This window comes from Streptomyces sp. NPDC048496, from assembly GCF_043200055.1.
Taxonomy (GTDB): Bacteria; Actinomycetota; Actinomycetes; order Streptomycetales; family Streptomycetaceae; genus Streptomyces.
In genome coordinates this window covers 1-15,888 of the sequence record NZ_JBICXB010000080.1, presented here as the reverse complement: position 1 = coordinate 15,888, position 15,888 = coordinate 1, and the positions used below count along the sequence as shown (strand labels likewise).

General features: G+C 67.7%; 11 protein-coding genes and 4 pseudogenes. 10 read left to right on the top strand and 5 right to left on the bottom strand.

From position 1 onward, the window contains the following. Positions 1 to 46: 46 nt before the first annotated feature. Entirely contained in the window at positions 47 to 685 is a 639-nt protein-coding gene (locus ACGFSA_RS33295) for a transposase (RefSeq protein WP_393309760.1), read from the bottom strand. A 288-nt stretch (positions 686 to 973) separates the two neighbouring features. Beyond that, a complete protein-coding gene (locus ACGFSA_RS33290) occupies positions 974 to 1,756 on the bottom strand; it encodes a phytanoyl-CoA dioxygenase family protein (protein WP_393309759.1) in 783 nt (260 codons plus the stop codon). Positions 1,757 to 1,920: 164 nt separating this feature from the next. On the opposite strand from ACGFSA_RS33290, the pseudogene ACGFSA_RS33285 reads away from it, so the two are divergent. The 3 genes and pseudogenes from ACGFSA_RS33285 to ACGFSA_RS33275 form a co-directional block, all read left to right on the top strand. Beyond that, a pseudogene (locus tag ACGFSA_RS33285) lies at positions 1,921 to 2,331 on the top strand (cupin domain-containing protein); the annotation flags it as partial. 197 nt (positions 2,332 to 2,528) lie between these two features. Further along, complete coding sequence (locus tag ACGFSA_RS33280) at positions 2,529 to 2,795, top strand: helix-turn-helix transcriptional regulator (RefSeq protein WP_393309758.1); 267 nt, start codon at positions 2,529 to 2,531, stop codon at positions 2,793 to 2,795. A 589-nt stretch (positions 2,796 to 3,384) separates the two neighbouring features. Beyond that, positions 3,385 to 3,747, top strand: coding sequence for a hypothetical protein (locus tag ACGFSA_RS33275; protein WP_393309757.1), 363 nt, complete (start codon positions 3,385 to 3,387; stop codon positions 3,745 to 3,747). Between the two features lie 351 nt (positions 3,748 to 4,098). Here the strand turns inward: ACGFSA_RS33275 and ACGFSA_RS33270 are convergent. Beyond that, positions 4,099 to 4,307 (bottom strand): annotated as a pseudogene (locus ACGFSA_RS33270) (transposase); the annotation flags it as partial. Positions 4,308 to 4,597: 290 nt separating this feature from the next. Between ACGFSA_RS33270 and ACGFSA_RS33265 the strand changes: the two are divergent. Both ACGFSA_RS33265 and ACGFSA_RS33260 read left to right on the top strand, forming a co-directional pair. Beyond that, a pseudogene (locus ACGFSA_RS33265) lies at positions 4,598 to 4,778 on the top strand (hypothetical protein); the annotation flags it as partial. Positions 4,779 to 5,452: 674 nt separating this feature from the next. Next, positions 5,453 to 5,761, top strand: coding sequence for a hypothetical protein (locus ACGFSA_RS33260; protein ID WP_393309756.1), 309 nt, complete (start codon positions 5,453 to 5,455; stop codon positions 5,759 to 5,761). A gap of 94 nt (positions 5,762 to 5,855) precedes the next feature. Here ACGFSA_RS33260 and ACGFSA_RS33255 read toward each other — a convergent pair whose 3' ends face one another. Together ACGFSA_RS33255 and ACGFSA_RS33250 are read right to left on the bottom strand one after the other, a co-directional pair. Beyond that, entirely contained in the window at positions 5,856 to 6,275 is a 420-nt protein-coding gene (locus ACGFSA_RS33255) for a hypothetical protein (protein WP_393309754.1), read from the bottom strand. 121 nt (positions 6,276 to 6,396) lie between these two features. Then, on the bottom strand, positions 6,397 to 7,365 hold the full coding sequence (locus tag ACGFSA_RS33250) for a helix-turn-helix domain-containing protein (protein ID WP_393309753.1): 969 nt from the start codon (positions 7,363 to 7,365) through the stop codon (positions 6,397 to 6,399). A gap of 458 nt (positions 7,366 to 7,823) precedes the next feature. On the opposite strand from ACGFSA_RS33250, the pseudogene ACGFSA_RS33245 reads away from it, so the two are divergent. The 5 genes and pseudogenes from ACGFSA_RS33245 to ACGFSA_RS33225 form a co-directional block, all read left to right on the top strand. After that, positions 7,824 to 8,369, top strand: a pseudogene (locus ACGFSA_RS33245) (relaxase domain-containing protein); the annotation flags it as partial. 208 nt (positions 8,370 to 8,577) lie between these two features. After that, complete coding sequence (locus tag ACGFSA_RS33240; RefSeq protein WP_393309752.1) at positions 8,578 to 8,934, top strand: hypothetical protein; 357 nt, start codon at positions 8,578 to 8,580, stop codon at positions 8,932 to 8,934. A 350-nt stretch (positions 8,935 to 9,284) separates the two neighbouring features. Next, entirely contained in the window at positions 9,285 to 12,317 is a 3,033-nt protein-coding gene (locus ACGFSA_RS33235; RefSeq protein ID WP_393309751.1) for a TnsA-like heteromeric transposase endonuclease subunit, read from the top strand. Beyond that, positions 12,317 to 13,444, top strand: a complete 1,128-nt coding sequence (locus ACGFSA_RS33230) for an AAA family ATPase (protein WP_393309750.1) — start codon at positions 12,317 to 12,319, stop codon at positions 13,442 to 13,444. The genes ACGFSA_RS33235 and ACGFSA_RS33230 overlap by 1 nt, the downstream gene beginning before the upstream one ends. After that, positions 13,441 to 15,888, top strand: a 2,448-nt coding sequence (locus ACGFSA_RS33225) for a TniQ family protein (RefSeq protein ID WP_393309749.1), incomplete at its 3' end; no start/stop codon positions are given. The genes ACGFSA_RS33230 and ACGFSA_RS33225, both read left to right, overlap by 4 nt.

Genomic DNA, 15,888 nt, shown 5'->3' with positions numbered 1-15,888 from the left:
AGCATCCACTGGACCGCAGCCGCACCAGCAACCTCACCCGCCTCAGCTACCGACTCACAGCCTGACCACCCACCCGGAATTGCGCACCAGAGTCGTAGGCGGCGTCCGCGACCACATCGATACGCCGGCCCCAGTGGCAGGCGGCCAGGAACCGGATCATGGACGCGGCCAGCTCGACCTTGGTCCGCTCGCCTTTGGGACGGTGCAGCCGGGCGGCCACCGGCAGGCACACCGGCCGGGGCAGGAACGGCAGGTCCACGACCAGGCCGAGGACGACGAAGCAGGTCCCATAGCCGATCCCGTCACGTCCTGTTGCGGAGCCGTCGTGCTGCCAGGCGGCGCCGAAGACCTTCTTCCCGCGCCGTTTGAACAGCGTGTCGTCCACCACCACCGTCAGCGGACTGCCGTCGGGCACCAGCGAGCGCACCACCAGGTGGGACAGCGATGCGCCCAGCGTCTGCGGGTCCCAGCGGGCGCGGGCGAAGAAGGAGTGGGCCCGGTCATGGGACCAGGTGCGCGTCAAGTTCGCGCCCAGCAGCATCCCGGTGACCGTGCCCCGGCCGGTGTTCGCGATCATCCCGGTGACCGGCGCGGCGAACGTGGAGAACGTCGGATAGGTGAAACTGCCGCGCAAAGCGCCCAGCACAGCGAGCAGAGATGCGGGTACGGTCGGATCCGGAAGCATCGGCGGGTCCCTCACAGCAGGCGACGCAAGCACCGCCGATGCTTCCTTCGCGTCTGCCTCCCAGCCGAGCCAACGGCCACACGTCACCCGTGCGAGCTACCTACCTGACAGTTAGTCAGAATGACGAAAGTCGAGACGTCCCGTCCCCATCGGTTAATGGACGCCCTCTCCCGACGGGCAGTCAGCTGCCACGGGCGGAGTGCCTCGATCGCAGGCTGCCCGTCGCATGCGGCAGGCAGCGCGTGTTCGGGACATGGCTGGAATGGTGTACCGCCCGGAAGTTCATCGTTATGCCCAGGCTGCGTGGTCTCGGAAGGCGTAGTGCCGGGCGGGGTCGTAGGCCGGTCGGGGCCGGTACGCATTGACGGTGCCAGGGTTGCCGCGGAGGTGAAAGGCACTGGTGTAGGGCTGGCCGTCGCCGGCCTCGGTGATACGGGTGGAGGTGGGGATGTAGCGGATGGTCAGCCCACACCGGCGGTTGGGGGAGGTGTTGGGCTTGCTGCCGTGCACGATATTGGGGTGGTGGACCTCGACGTCACCCGGGCGCAGTACGACATCAGCGGCCTGGGACTCGTCGACTTCGACAGCGATCTCTTTGCCGAGGACGTTGTCGACGGCGGTGTTGTCACGCATGTCTGCAAAGCCGCTGCGGTGGCTTCCCGGAATGACGCGCAAGCAGCCGTTGTCGGTGGTGGAGTGGTCGACAGCAAGCCACAGCGTGACCACACGCATCGGTTCAAGCGGCCAGAAGGCGCCGTCCTGGTGCCAGAGCACGGGCTGGCCGGAGCGGGGCGGCTTACTGATGTAGTGGGAGGCAAACAGTGCGATGTCCGGGCCGACGAACAACTGGGCGATGTCGAGCAGTCGGGGGTCGGAGACGAGCCGGAGCCAGAACGGGTCGTCGCGCAGGTACTGGTGGCCCAGTCGTTCGGGGCGGACGTCGGGATGCTGCTGTTGAAGCCAGACCACGTGCCCGTGCACTTCGTTGATGAGGTCTGCGTCGATGATGTCGCGGAATATTGTGTAGCCGTTGCGGTCGAAGTCCCGCAGCGCGCCGTGCGGATCGTTCATGTTTCATGCCTCGCGAGCTGGTTCAACGGGTCCCCCCATCAGGGCGGTCCGTGATTCTGGGGATGTCTCAGATGCCTCGATACGGAGCAGCATCGCGGCCCGGGCGCTCATCGCGATAGTCGAAGTGTTGCAGGTTATTGCAGTCTGTTGATGTGGTGTCCGGCATGGCATCGCTGTCAGTTCAGTCGCTGCGGTTCGCAGATCATGCGCTGGGGCGTCCGTATCACGCGGCACTCGTCAGGTGTCCAGCGCGTGCGGCGGCATCCGAGTCCCATGGCCACGCGGATTACTTCGAGTTCACAGGAGTCTTGGAGGGCAGCGGATCGCAAGTGCTGCCGGATGGCATACAGCGGCTCCGCGCTGGCGACGTGGTTCTCGTGGGGCCGGGCGACCGGCATGCGTTGCAGGGAGCAGGCGAGGACGGCATGTGGTTTGTCAACGTCGCGTTCCCGGCGGCAGCATGGCGCGGGTTTGTCGAACTCGCACGGCTGCCAGAGCCGTACGGCTGGGAGGGCGGCGGGCTACCGCCCCAATGGAGCTTGGAGGGACCGCGGCGGCGCCAAGTCGAGGAGGTGTTCCGGACGATCCTGGACCGATTTCATCGACGCCCGACCATGCTTGACGTCGTCCAGTTCTGGACTGAGCTGGTTCGGGTGCTGGGAGCAGACACTTCGCCCGCTGACGAGCCATCGGGACAGCGGCGACCGGAGTGGCTCACCCGCGCGTGCGCGGCGATGCGCGGGGAGGCCGAGCTCCGCAGGGGGTGCAGCGGATGCTCGCGCTTACCGCGGTCAGCCCGGCGCACCTGTCGAGGTCCATGCGGACGCACTACGGCACGACGCCGACCGAGTTCGTGCGGGCTCTGCGGCTGGAGCGCGCAGCAGAACTGCTGTGCACCACACGAGAATCAGTGACGGCGATCGCGCACCGATGCGGGTTCTCCGGGCACTCGTATTTCTCGCGCTGCTTCGCGACAGCGTACGGTGTGCCGCCACGCGAGTACCGGCGCCGGGCCTGGGAGGCGTTCGTGCCGCAATAGCAAGTTGCGCGGCCTGGAGAGCCACTCCCGTGTCCTTGCAGCTCATCACGCGGTTTCGGCGTGGTCGGGCCCCTGACATCCCCGTTGCGGCCGCTTTCGCCCATGTCCCTTGGCCGGAGTGAGAGAGGAAGGGACGGGCGGGATGGGCGACGCGGACGCGACCGGGGACCGGGGCGCGTTCGCTGGAGTTGCGCGTCGGCGCCGCCTTCGCGCCTCGGTGTCGGCAAGCGGCGGGATCGCCGGCCGCCCGGGGCCCGCGTGAAGCACACATCCGACGTACGACGCGCACGCGATATGTGACTCAGCGTGCCTTACCGGTACGGTCAGCGCATGCCTATGGGGGAATACGACACAGACAGCCCCTCCCGCACGGGAGTTGGGGTGGGCGTGGCGGGGGTCGCCGTGCCGTCGCAAGGGGGACCGCGCTCGACGGAGTTCCAGCTGGCGGTCGGCGAGCTGTCTACGTCGGCGGAGCCTGGCAGGGCCAAAAGCACAGCATCTGGTCCGGGCCTCACTGCATAGAGCCGTAATCACAGCCGGGCAGCGAACACACGCCATGACGAGAGCCCGCATTACCGTCGCCGCAGCAGTGACAGCAGCGCTGTTCGCGACAGGAGCGCTGACCGCCGCCGAAGCATCCGACATCCCGCCCCCTCCACCTGCACCCGAGTGGGTCAACGCTGACGGAACCATTGACGAAAGCAAGCTGCCCAGCGAGATGCCAGTCATCGGACCTGACGGCGCAGACCTTAAAGACGCCGAAGGCAACCCGGTCATGGCTGATCCCCGTGGTGGAGAGCCTGACTACGAACCTGAGCCGCGCTGCTCGCGGTGCCCCGTCGACCCTCCGCCCGGTCCCGATGCAGGCGACACGCACAGTGTCGAAACCGACAGCAACGGAGACACCGTGGAGGTCGTGGATGTCGGTAGCGACGTTCCCTTTGCCCCCTGACGACGCGTGAGGAACTTCCGTCGGGACCCTCGCATACCGTCCGTTCCTTTGCGATCAGCTTGTTGATCTCCTTCTTCGTGCCCGTGAGCGGCTTGGTGCGGGCCGACTTGCAGCCGGTGACGACCACCGGGTTGTCGGGGTCGTGGTCCAGGCAGGTGAAGCCGGGATCGGCCAGGGCGCCCAGGCCGGCGGCGCGCAGTTGCTCGACGAGGTTGTGGCGGGCGAAACGCCGATGGCCCCCGACACCAGGCGGTGTCCAGTCCCACGGCGCCGGTATCGTCAGCAACCAGGGGCGTGCCTGGGCCGAGCACCTGTTCATCCTGGGGGGCGGCTGGGACGTCCAGAGCCCCAACGGGTGCATGACTTGTCCTCGCCGAAGACGACATCACGCACCCAGTGGACGTGTTCTCCACGGTCCAGTGCCCGCGAGCCCAGGCGGTGATCTCGGCCGCGTCGGCCTGCTCGGCGGGCAGGTCGGTGATGGCGTAGACGGTCTCGCTGGACCACTTCTTCGCCCCGTACAGGCGGCGTCTGCGCTGGATGCGCAGGACCTGCGGCGCGGTTCTCGACCCAACCGGCCCTGAGAGACAGCAGCTCAATGAAGAGGTGCATCTCCACGTCCCCCTGCAGAACCAGCGCCTCGCCAGCCACACCCGCCCACGTAACCGCCGGCGACACGCCCCGCAGCGGCACCCCGCTCTGCTGGACGCCGCTCTGCGCCGCCCAGGCGGTCGGCGCCGCGAGCACCATGACCAACTGGTTCCCGGGCACCCCGTCCTGACAGAAAATCCTGACCACCCGCGGCTGATCTGCGGGCCGCGAGCAGAGCCGCGGCGGCCGCCCACAACATGATCTTGAACTGGACATCACGGGCTGGCGGCCCGAGGAGATCGACGACGGCGCCGCCCTGTCCACCGAGCTCGGGGGAGTTCCCCGGCGGCCGGTCGCTGTACGACCCGCGCCCCGGCGAGCCGCGCACACCCGGCCCGGGTGTGATGTGCCACTTCCACTACTCCGGCGACACGCCCTGACCAGAGGGCCGTGCGGCGGCTGCGCATCAGCCAGGCTGGGGCCCGCGTCCGCGTTCACCGCCGACGCGGGCCTCCGGGTGTCCGTCAGGGAAGAGCGCGAAGACCCTTCCTCCATCGCTCAGCGGCGGATCACGCGCGGACACCCCTCCGGAGCAGCTGCATCAGCAGACCGCTTCCCGCGCCGAGACGGCCGCGTCGGCGCCGTGGGCCGACCGGCTGACCGGGCTCGCCGCCCGGCCCCTCGACGGCGACCCGGCCGGGGCGGTGACCGCATGACGGTACTCAGGCCGCGCTTCGCACGTGTGGAGGGCTACGAGGCCAGGAGCTCCCGCACCGGCAAGGCGTATGTGCACCGCCCGTGGACGCTCCCGTCACGGGTGAATCGGAGGCAGCTTCCGGCGCTTCCGGCCGCGGCGGCCGTTCCGGGGCGTCTCCAGACCACGCGCCATCAGAATGGATCCCGTGATGGCAACTGCTGCAAAACACAGGGAGAGGATGAAGCCGAGCGGCTGGCGGTCTCCGGCCAAAGAGCCGACTGCGCGAATCAACAGCGCCACTCCGAGGACCAGCCCGCCCCATCCCGCAAGGGTGCCGGCGTGCCGACGGTGTTGCCGCCAGACCACCACATGCCAAGAGCTATGCAGACGACACCACCAGCGCCGAAAACTACTGCAGTGGACATCCCCACCTCCGGCTGGAAGCGTATCGATCCCAGGGCGGTGAGGAGCCGATCAGGTGACGGCAACAGTGGCGGCAACGACGCCACGGAGAGACCGACGATCACGAGCGTCATCGATCGGCCCGGAGGCAGCCGCAGCCTCCACCTAACGAGCTGCCTGACCCTACAGGTCCACATGCTCAGGGCGGGCATCTGCGCGCCCGAACGCCAGCACTTGGACAAGCACCTCCCGCATCCGCTCGACGTCCTCGCCCGGTACGTCGAGTTCGGCTTCGATCCGGATTCAGGCCTGATTCTGCGGTAGCCGAACAGCCCGTCACTTGCGGACTGCACGCTGGCCCGGTTCCGCCAGGGCTCAGGCCTGGCGGAACCGGGCGGTCACCGAGTGGCGGGCTTCATCAGCCAGCCCACACCCCGGTGTTGGCCGTGGTCGAACCGAAGTCGAATATGAAGCGCGTGCCGGGCTTGACGTCGGTGGCAACTACGGTCCACTGCCCTGCCGGGGCCGTCTTGAAGGATGCCTGACACTGGGATCCGCCCGAAGACGGGTAGAAACAGACGGCGATCGACGTCGTCTGGTTGGGCTTGATGTTGATGTCGTTGCAGTTCCCCGGCGTGGTGAGGCGAGTCTGACCGTTGTTCGGATACCACCGGTCGCCGGACGGCTTGGAGTAGGACTTCGCGCTGCCGTAACAGGATGTGGCGGCTGACGGCTGGGCCTGGGGGTTCGCGCTCGCAGCCGGGCTGGTGGCCATGATGAGGCCAAGAGCACTGCACGCTGCGAGCAGGGTGCTGGCGATGACTCTGTTCTTACGCATGGTCCCCCTCGGGTTGGAACACCTGATGAGCTGTGCAGCGCTGAGCCTGCCAGGAGGCGGTCGGCAGGTCATTGACGGTACGCGCACATGTGTTGATCGGATGCGCCCAAAGGTCCCGCCCCTACCGCATCAGCTGCCGGTAGTCGCTGGGCGACATGCCGTACGCGGCCCGGAAGGCCCGGCTGAAGTGCGCGGCACTGGTGAAGCCCCAGCGGGTGGTGATGGCGTGGACCGGGTGGGAGCCGAGCCGGGGGTCGGCCAGGTCTCGGCGGCAGCGCTCCAGCCGACGTTCGCGGATCAGGCCGGAGACGGTCATGCCCTGGTCGCGAAAGAGCCGTTGCAGGTGGCGGAGGGACATATGGTGCGCGGCGGCGACGACCTCGGGCGAGAGACCGGGGTCCCTGAGCTGCCGCTCGATGAAGGCACAGATCCGCGCCTGCAGGACGCGCACATGCGAATCGGGGGGCAGCCGAGTGCCGTTGTCGAGGCGGTGGGCCAGGAGCGCGGCTACGAGATCGACGCCGATAACGGCCAGCCGCGCGGCGTCGGCTGCCCGGTACCCGGCGGCGCCCGCGGCCAGCTGGGTGAGGTAGCCGGACACGAGCGCGCCGATCCCGTCAGACGCCGACAGGCGCTCCGCGGTGAGCGGATCGACCTGGTGGGCGGGCATGGGGAGCATGGCGCGGGAGAACTGCATCATCACGCCCTCCACAGCGTCCGGATCACCACCCGCCCAGCCCTTCCAGGGTCTGGAGGTCGAGTACAGCATCAGGTCGCCGGGCCCGCTGGCAGTGTCCCGGCCGTCCTGCACGATCCGGTGTCCTCCGCGCAGATTCAGGAACAGCTGGTACGACTCGGAGTCCGACTGGCGAATCAGCCTGGGAGTGCGGTAGGTCTCCAGTGGTGGGTACCGGAGCACGGACACCTGCACCTCGCCGAGGTCCAGCAGTCGTAAGCCAGCCCGGAAGTCGTCCTTGTGTTCACTGCGGAGCTTGCTGGGTGTCAACGCGCTGGCCGTCAGGTCGTGCCAGCTGCCGAACCGCTCGGCCACGGGCAGGTCCTCCGTCCGGAACTCCCTCACGATCGCCATGCTTCCCCCTCCCGGCGGCGCTGATCGCCCCTCTGAAAAGACCGCTCAGAGAATGTCGCAGTTGGCGAGCATTCTCGCCACACCCAGGTGTGGACAGTGCCCGGGCCCTCTCGCCGGCAAGGCCTCCTGCGGTGCCTACGGATTCGACACCCGCGTGCTACCAGAAGGCCCTTCTTTCATGCGCGAACAGCAGCCAGCTCACCCGATCCAGGACTGGAACCGTCGCCCGACAAGTCCACGTGTGGGCGACGGTATGCGTAACCACTCAACAGCCCCATTCCGGCCACCAGTAGTGCCACAAGGACCAGATCGCCAGCCAAACGGATCAACCGCAGCTTCCTGTCTGTCAATCCCCACGGTTGCGTAGAGACGTTGGTTATGCGGCCCGGCCTTCCTGATCGGTCCGGGCTCGCACTTCCTGGGTGATCCGTTCGAACTCGACGGGCGGTTTCCCGCCGGCCGCGGACGTGGTGACCGAGCGGCAGGCCGAACTGCTTCTGGGGGAAGGCCGGCACCCGGACGCCGACCGGATCGAGCGCGAGCGCCTGGAGGAGGGCAAGAGCCCGGCGCAGGCGCGGCGGGTGACGGTGCTGGGCAGGCCCATCGAGCACAACCAGTCGGAGGCCACCGAGTCGGCGAAGGAGCGGTCGCCCTGGCTGGCCATGGATCTGGTCTTCCGGGCGCCGTCGACGGCGCAGATCGCGTGGGCGCCGGGGAACGACGAGGAGCGCCTGGTGCTGGAGCTGTGCCAGGACATCGCCCGGGACAAGACGCTGGCGTGGCTGGAGGATTCGGTCGCGGAGATCCGGTGGGGGAGCGGCGGCAAGCACCGTGAACCGATCCGGGACGGGCTGATCGTCGCGGTGTTCCGGCACTACGAGTCGAGAGCCGTCGGATCGAAGCCGCTCCTTCACGATCATGCGGTGGTGTCGATCCGCGCCCGGCGGCCGGACGCCAAGGGGACGTGGTGTAGGTTCGCATTTCGAGCGTCCCTTTCTCATTTAACTTGTCCCTTGTCCGTCCCAAAGGACGTCGCGGGTGAGACGAACTTGTCCTGTCGCAGTGCAGCTGGCGGATTCTCACTCGGTCTCATCCGGGCTGCCAGATTCTCACTGCGTCGCGGTTGACTGCCGGCGGTTCGTCTCGTCGGACCTCGGTCGGCCCAACTGGGGCCGCCCGTGGACGCATCTGGGCAGGGGATACGGTGACGACGTGACGGAGACACTGCCCGCTGATGTGGCCCTCGTGCTGGAGGCCGTTCTCGGCGAGGATGATCCGGTGCACGTCGCACTTCGCCGGCAGGTGCCGCACATCCGCGTGCGAGAACGCTGCACGTGTGGGTGCGGCACCGCGTACTTCGATGTCGACACGGAAGCGGTGGAGCGGGCGCCGTCCGCGCCGGGCACTGTGGTGGCGGCCGAGGCCCAGATCTTCACGGAAGACGGAGAGTGCCCCGGCGAGGTCCTGGTCTTCGTGCAGGGCGGCTACCTGTCGTGGCTGGAAGTCTGCTCCTGGAGCGACGACATCGAGGTAACGCTGGCCACCGCTCAACGGTCGCTACGCCCTTGATGCCGAAGCCCTTCATCGAGGGCTGGCTCCGTCTCTGACCTGGGGCGGTCGGCTCGCAACCCGCCCGGGATTCCGCAGAAGCCATGTGCACCGGGAATCCCGAGCCGGGTGTTCTCATCCGACCTGGCACCCCCGCAGCTCAGTACAAGATCCACAGACAAGCTCAACTCGACGGAACAGAACTCCCGTCTGATCGTTCACTCGTCGTAGTGCTCATACCGGTTCTGATCTACGCACCGGCCCTCTCCCACCTGATCGTGGAGACGTCGCAGCCGATCGAGGCCGGGGATTCCGCCCCTGTTCTCGCTGCTCGGGGGTGGGATATGTCGCGTGTAGTCGGCGAAGTCACGATGAGTCTCCGTCTCCTCGATGGGACGATCGACGAGGACCTGGTCTGGTCGACTACTGGCGTCGACGTCTTCGAGCCCTCGTTGCCGTGGCGTACATTCCGGTGGCGATACGGGCAGAAGCACTACTCGGGGACGCATTGGTCTTCCACCATGCGCAGCCACGTCGTGTACGAGTCCCGGCTTGAGCTGACGCGCTTGCTCTACGCCGACTTCGACCAGGACGTGACGGCCGTTTTCGCCCAGCCATTCCTCCTGTCCACCACCGTGGACGGTCACCGACGCCGTCATGTTCCCGACTTCCTGGTGCTGCGCGAGAAGGCCGTGCCGCTGGTCGTGGACGTCAAGCCGCGGCACCTGCTCACCCGGCCGAAGGTGAACTTCGCGCTCGGCTGGGCCCGCGAGGTTGTCCTGTCGCGCGGGTGGGACTTCGAGGCGTGGTCCGAGCCGCCAGAAGCGGAGCTGGCGAACCTGCGTTTCCTGGCGGGCTATCGCCGCGACTGGCTCTTCGACGAGGAACTGCTTGCAGAGATCCGGGAGGCGGATCTGTACGGGGCCTCGCTGGGCGACGCGTTTCGCGCCTTTCCACGCCACTCGGACTGGCGAGTGCGGGCCGCTGTGCTGCGCCTGTTGTGGTGTCAGCACTTCGTGACGGACCTGACGGAAGTGCTCTCCGAGCACCACGTGCTGCGCCAGGGCCCGGCCTCGGCGGCCGGCGCCGGGCGGCGCGATCTTCCCCGCCCGGTCGAGGAGACCGGATCTGACGAGGAAGAGAACGAGCGGGTCCATCTGGTGCGGAGGACCCTTAAGGGAGGGCATGTGAGCGGTGCCGCGGTACGTGTCGGAGTGGGCACGAGGCTGACGTACGACGGGGAAGCCGTTGTGGTGGAGGAGATGTTCGGCTCGGCGGCCGGAAACGAGGTCCTGGTCCGTGACCGGTTGGACCGCCGCTTCCGGCTGTCGCTGCGCGAGGTTCTCTCCTCCGGTCGCGCCTCGGTCATCGCGACTGGTCCGGGCCCGGAGGCTGACGAAGACCGCGAGAGGGCTTCGGTGTTGTTCGCGCAGCTCAGCGACGAGGAGATTGCCGAGGTCAGGGAGCGCGCGGCTCACATCAACGAGGTTCTCTACGGCTTCCGTTCAGGGAGCCCCGAACTCCCGGAAGCGGACGAACCCCGACTCCAGTACGACTCGACCGTGCCGAAGCTGCAGCGGTATGAGACGAAGGCCGACGAGCTGGGCGTGAGCGTACGCACCATCAAGCGGTGGGTGCGGGCCTTCCTCACTGACCGGGAAGCCGGCCTTGTGCACGGCGGCCCGGATCGCGGGAGCGGGAACATGGGCGGGCTGGGCCGGGCCGATCCGCGGTGGGTGGAGATGGCTCTGGAGATCATGGCCGAGCACGGCGAGGAGTCCAAGCCCACCCGCGGGAAGGTGATCCGCAGCGTCGGTCCGCGCCTGGTGGCCCGGTACGGCGAGGGCGAGGTGAAGCAGCCAGGGAGGGCGACGGCATACCGGTGGCTTGAGGAACTGGAGCGGCGGATGCCGACGTTCCGGCTGAGCTCGAAACGCAACCGGGACATCGCCGCCCGGCCGGCGGGCGCGTACGGGAAGCTGCGGCCCACGAGGCCGGGCGAATACCTGCTGATGGACACCACTCGCCTTGATGTCTTCGCGATGGATCCGGTCACCCTGAAGTGGGTCCAGGCCGAGCTGACAGTCGCGATGGACTGGTACACGCGGTGCGTCTGCGGGATCAGGGTGACGCCGGTGTCCACGACGTCCATCGACGTCGCGGCAGTGATGTTCCAGACCTACCGCCCCCGCCCGGCCGGCAAGGACTGGCCCGCGCACGCGGTGTGGCCCGACCACGGCATTCCCCGCACCGTGTTCGTGGAGCGCGAGGCTCTCGAGCCCGAAGAGGAGGAAGAAGGGAAGGCGAAGAAGGTCAAGAAGCGCGGCGTCGCGAGCCCGGCGCTGGTGCCGGAGACCATCGTGGTCGACCACGGCAAGCCCTACATCTCTGAGCACATCACCTCCGTCTGCCAGCGGCTTGGCCTGTCCATCCAGCCGGCTCGCCTTCGAACCGGCCGGGACAAAGGACCGATCGAACGCTTCTTCAAGACCCTGCGCGAGGGGCCGCTCGAGGTGCTGCCCGGGTACAAGGGCCCGGATCTGTTCTCGCGGGGAGAGAGGCCGGAGGACCAGGCGTTCTTCTTCCTCCACGAGTTGGAGGCGATCATCCGGGAATGGGTGGCCTGCGTGTATCACCATCGGCCGCACAGGGGACTCGTCGATGCGTACGCGCCGGGGCTGCACCTGTCACCGGCGAAGATGTTCGAGCACGGCATCGCCCGGGCCGGCTACATCGAGGTGCCCCGCGATCCCGCGCTCGGCTTCGAGTTCCTCAAGACCGAGTGGAAGCCCACGCATCACTACGGCGTCGAGATCCGCAAGTGCCGCTACAACGGCGACGGCCTGGACGGCTACCGGGGTGAGACCAGCCCGTACACCGGGCCCAAGGCCAAGGGTCTGTGGCCGATCCAGGTCGACCCCGACAACATCAACTACATCTACTTCCGGCGTCCGGACACCCGCCGCTGGCACACCCTGGAGTGGGAACACGCCCCGGCCCAGAAGTTCCCGATCAGCCAGGGTGCCATCGAGATCGCCCGGAAGGTCGCAGGTGAGAAGTACCCCTTCCCCGACGACGAGACCGCGGTCGCGGAACTGCTGGAGCGCTGGCACCTGGGCCTCGGGCTGACCATGGCCGAGCGGCGCCTGGCCCTGCGTCAGGCCCGTGAACAGTCCGCCTTCGACCTGCCGGACACCGCCGAGGACGATGTGCGCGCGCTGCCGACCGTCGCCCGGATCCTCACCGGCACCGATGACCAGGACGAAGACGAGACGGCGGAGCCGGGGACGGACGGGGCCGAACCGTACGAGGGCCCGGTGGCCGGCGATGACGACGAGGACGAGGAACTCGATGGCTCGGACGCCGTCGAGGACTTCTACTCCGACGCCCTGGAGGACGCCTGATGACGCCCAAGAAGCCCGAGGTCCCGCGGCTGGACAACCTCACGCTCTCGCGGAAGGAGGGCTTGGGTGCGATGGCCCAGGCGCCGCCCCGGAAGCGACCGGAGCTGCTCACCCTCAAACAGAAGGCAGACCTGGGCGAGGCGGCGCTGCTGGAGTACGAGCAGGAGCGGTCCGTCTGGCACGCCAACATCGGTCCGCTCGGCACACCGCAGCTCAAGGCGCTGCATGAGGACTTGTGGGACATCGTCACGAGTAACCAGCAGGACGGCGACAAGGCCAAGGGGGCCGTCGCCGTGGATGCCCATCCCGGGCTGGGCAAGACCACCGCGGTCCTGAACTTCGCACTGAAGTACCACCGGCAGGTGATCGCGCGGGAGGGAGCGTTCACCGCCGCCGGCCACGAGCGCTGGCCGGTCTGCCGGGTTGGGCTGACCAGCAACATCGGCATGAAGGAGTTCAACCGGTCCTTGCTGGAGTTCTACGCCCACCCCGGCCGTACGACCGGCACCGCCACGCTCTTCGCCCGGCGCGCCCTGGACTGCGTCTTGGAATGTGAGACGAGGGTCTTGATCATCGATGACCTGCACTTCCTCAAATGGCAGGACAAAAACGGCACCGAGGTCAGCAACCACTTCAAGTACATCGCGAACGAGTTCCCAGTCACCCTGATCTTCATCGGCGTCGACCTGGGCAACCGCGGCCTGTACTCCGAGGCCCACGCCCTCGGCAACATCACCCTCGCCCAGACGGCACGCCGTACGACGCCGCTGACGATGGAAGCTTTCACGGTCACCAACAACAAGCAGCGTATGGAGTGGCGCAAACTGCTGCTGGGGCTGGAGAAGCGCATCGTGTTGTGCCAGGCGTTCCCCGGCATGCTCGCCGACGAGCTGTCCGACTACCTCTACATCCGCAGCAGCGGGCACATCGGCTCCCTGATGACACTCATTAACCGCGGTTGCCAGCGTGCCGCCCGCACCGGCACCGAACTCCTCGATCAGGATCTCCTCGACCAGGTCAAGCTGGATGTGGCGGCGGAGCGGGCGCGCAAGGCGCTCGCGGAGAAGTTCGCCCGCCGGACGATGACGACCAAGCCCCGCTCCCGCGCCACGAAGACCGTGGCGTGAGCGCGGTCCGGTCGCTGCCACTCCGGCTCGCACCGGTGCCCGGCGAGGCCCTGGATTCCTGGCTCGAAGCTGCTGCCGCCCAGCTCCGCACTCCGCTGGGGGACCTGCTGAGTGAGGTGGGCCTGCACAAGCGGGCCTGGGTGTGGCGCGTGCCCTGGCTGGTCCTACTGGAAGATGAGGAAGCCGACTCCGTGGCCGCCACGACAGGCGTCCCGCGAACCGCCCTCCATACGATGACGCTTGCACACTTCGATCAGCGGGCCGTACTCGTCGACCGCGTTCGGCGCAACGTGGACCACTTCCGCAGTTGGAAGCACGGCACCGGGACGGGCTCACGGTACTGCCCTGAGTGCCTCAAGGAGAACGGCGGCCGGTGGCAGCTTTCCTGGCGGCTCGGCTGGGTGTACGCGTGCATCTCACATCGCCGACTGCTGGCCGACATCTGCCCACGGTGCGGCGCCCGCCCCCGCACGGTCGCCTATCCGGGCACCGACATCCCTTCCCCGGGGCGATGTGGCCATCTCAGTCGGCATGATCCCGGTACCCGCCGCCGGTGCCTGTTCCCCTTCGGCGACGTCAACGTCCCTCTCCTTGCAGCCGATCACCCAACTCTGCGTGCCCAGCAGGAGCTGGCCGACACTGTGACAGCCGGCCTCGGATCCTTCGGCCTATACCGGAGTGCGGAGGTACCCGCCCTGGACGTTCTCGCCGACATCAAGGCCCTCGGCAGGCGTGCACTGGCGGTCCTGTCCGCCGACCAGCTCGCTCAGCTCATCCCCGATGACTTGGCCCACCTGTGCCGGGCAGCCGTCACGGAACTCCCGACCACGGAGCGCAAGGCCATGTACAACGCTACGGTGACCGCGGCGAGTGTCACAGCGGCCTGGACGATCCTGGGGCAGCCTGACCTGCGGCAGGCAGGAGCCCGAATGCAGCTGCTGACGGACGTGGCAGCGGATCGCGACCGCTGGCTCAGCCCCACCGCACCCCAGTCGTGGGCGCGCTTCAGCAGCCCCATGCTGCGGGCCGCCCATGCCTCGTCCCTCGCGCCCCGAATGCGACAGACCGACCAGCTGCGCTACCGGATCGCCGCCCCCAGGCCGGGCAGTCCATCGGCCGACGCCGCGGTCGTGCTCCGACGGGCAGCCAAGACCCCAGCTCTGCTCTGGCCCACGTGGCAGGTCCGCCTCGACCCGGGCGTACGCCTGAATCTGGGCACCGCCTTGTCCGTCGCGCTCATGCTCGTCGACAGCCGCATCGATCTCACCTCTGCGTCGGAGAAATACCTGCATGGCCTTATCGAACAGCCCGTCACCACGCACGTTCTGCAGGCACTACGAGATGCACCGCAGTGGGAAGGCATCCAGCTCGCTCTGATCCGGCTGGCCGACTACCTCGACCACCACGATGTTCCCATCGACTACGCCCGCCGTCGCCGGCTCGACTACACGCACCTGCTGCCTGCCGCTCAGTGGAAGCAGGTGTGCAACGACGCCCTGCTGCAGCCTGGATACGGTCGGCGCCACCAGCACGCCCGGTCTTTTCTGTTCGAACATATCAGCGGCCTGACATATGAGCGGCTCCCTGAATCTCCCGGGCCCTCCCACGCGTTCAACCAGACATTCAAGCGGCTTCCGTTCCTGCTCACCCCCGACCTGATGGTCGGCCTCGATCGCGCGGCCCACGAGTTCCTCGCGCACAGCGGCGTGCACGGGGAGCCACTCACCTGGGAGCCCCCCACCGAACTCCTGCACGGTCTTGACCTGCCCTGGCCCGACCCCGAAGACCTCGATCTCGAAGACCTCCACCGCCGGGTAGCGAACGGAGAACGCCCCGCAGAGATTGCCCAGGCACTCGGCACCAGCCTGCCAAGCCTCCGCGTAGCCCTCATCAACCACCCAGTCCCAGCACAAGAAGTCACGCGGGCGAACTCCCGCACAGCGCGCAAGGGAAGGACCCGGAGCCGAAACAATCGATCCCAGTGGCGGAAACAGACCGGACTCCACGCCGCCCGCCGCCTGATCCCCAAAGACCTCCTCGAAGACCTCTATGTGCAGCAGGGCCAGTCCTTCCAGAAGATCGCCGAAGACCGAGGACTCCACCCTCGAGACGTTTCCCCGCTCGTGGACGAGTACGGCCTACCCCGCCACAACCACTGCCCCGGCGGAATAGTCGACCCGGAATGGCTCCACACCCAGTACATCGAGCTCAACCGCACCATCACGGACATCGCCGACGACGCCGGCGTGAGCTTCACCGTGGTCATGCGATGGCTCCGCACCCATAAACTCAAGCGCCCCACCGACCCTAAGAGCCTGTCGGGTGGCCGGTCATGCGTGAAGCGTGACGGTCGCGATCTGCCCTCCGGGCATGGCGACGGCCCCGGAATGATCACGTGGTGTGTGCCAGTGCGAAAACTCCGAGGCCGTCAGCGGCCCATGCTA

Coding starts and splice junctions, on each gene's coding strand:
- ACGFSA_RS33290 (WP_393309759.1), bottom strand. CDS start 1,756: ATGAACGATCCGCACGGCGCGCTGCGGGACTTCGACCGCAACGGCTAC.
- ACGFSA_RS33230 (WP_393309750.1), top strand. CDS start 12,317: ATGACGCCCAAGAAGCCCGAGGTCCCGCGGCTGGACAACCTCACGCTC.
- ACGFSA_RS33255 (WP_393309754.1), bottom strand. CDS start 6,275: ATGCGTAAGAACAGAGTCATCGCCAGCACCCTGCTCGCAGCGTGCAGT.
- ACGFSA_RS33235 (WP_393309751.1), top strand. CDS start 9,285: ATGAGTCTCCGTCTCCTCGATGGGACGATCGACGAGGACCTGGTCTGG.
- ACGFSA_RS33250 (WP_393309753.1), bottom strand. CDS start 7,365: ATGGCGATCGTGAGGGAGTTCCGGACGGAGGACCTGCCCGTGGCCGAG.
- ACGFSA_RS33280 (WP_393309758.1), top strand. CDS start 2,529: ATGCTCGCGCTTACCGCGGTCAGCCCGGCGCACCTGTCGAGGTCCATG.
- ACGFSA_RS33295 (WP_393309760.1), bottom strand. CDS start 685: ATGCTTCCGGATCCGACCGTACCCGCATCTCTGCTCGCTGTGCTGGGC.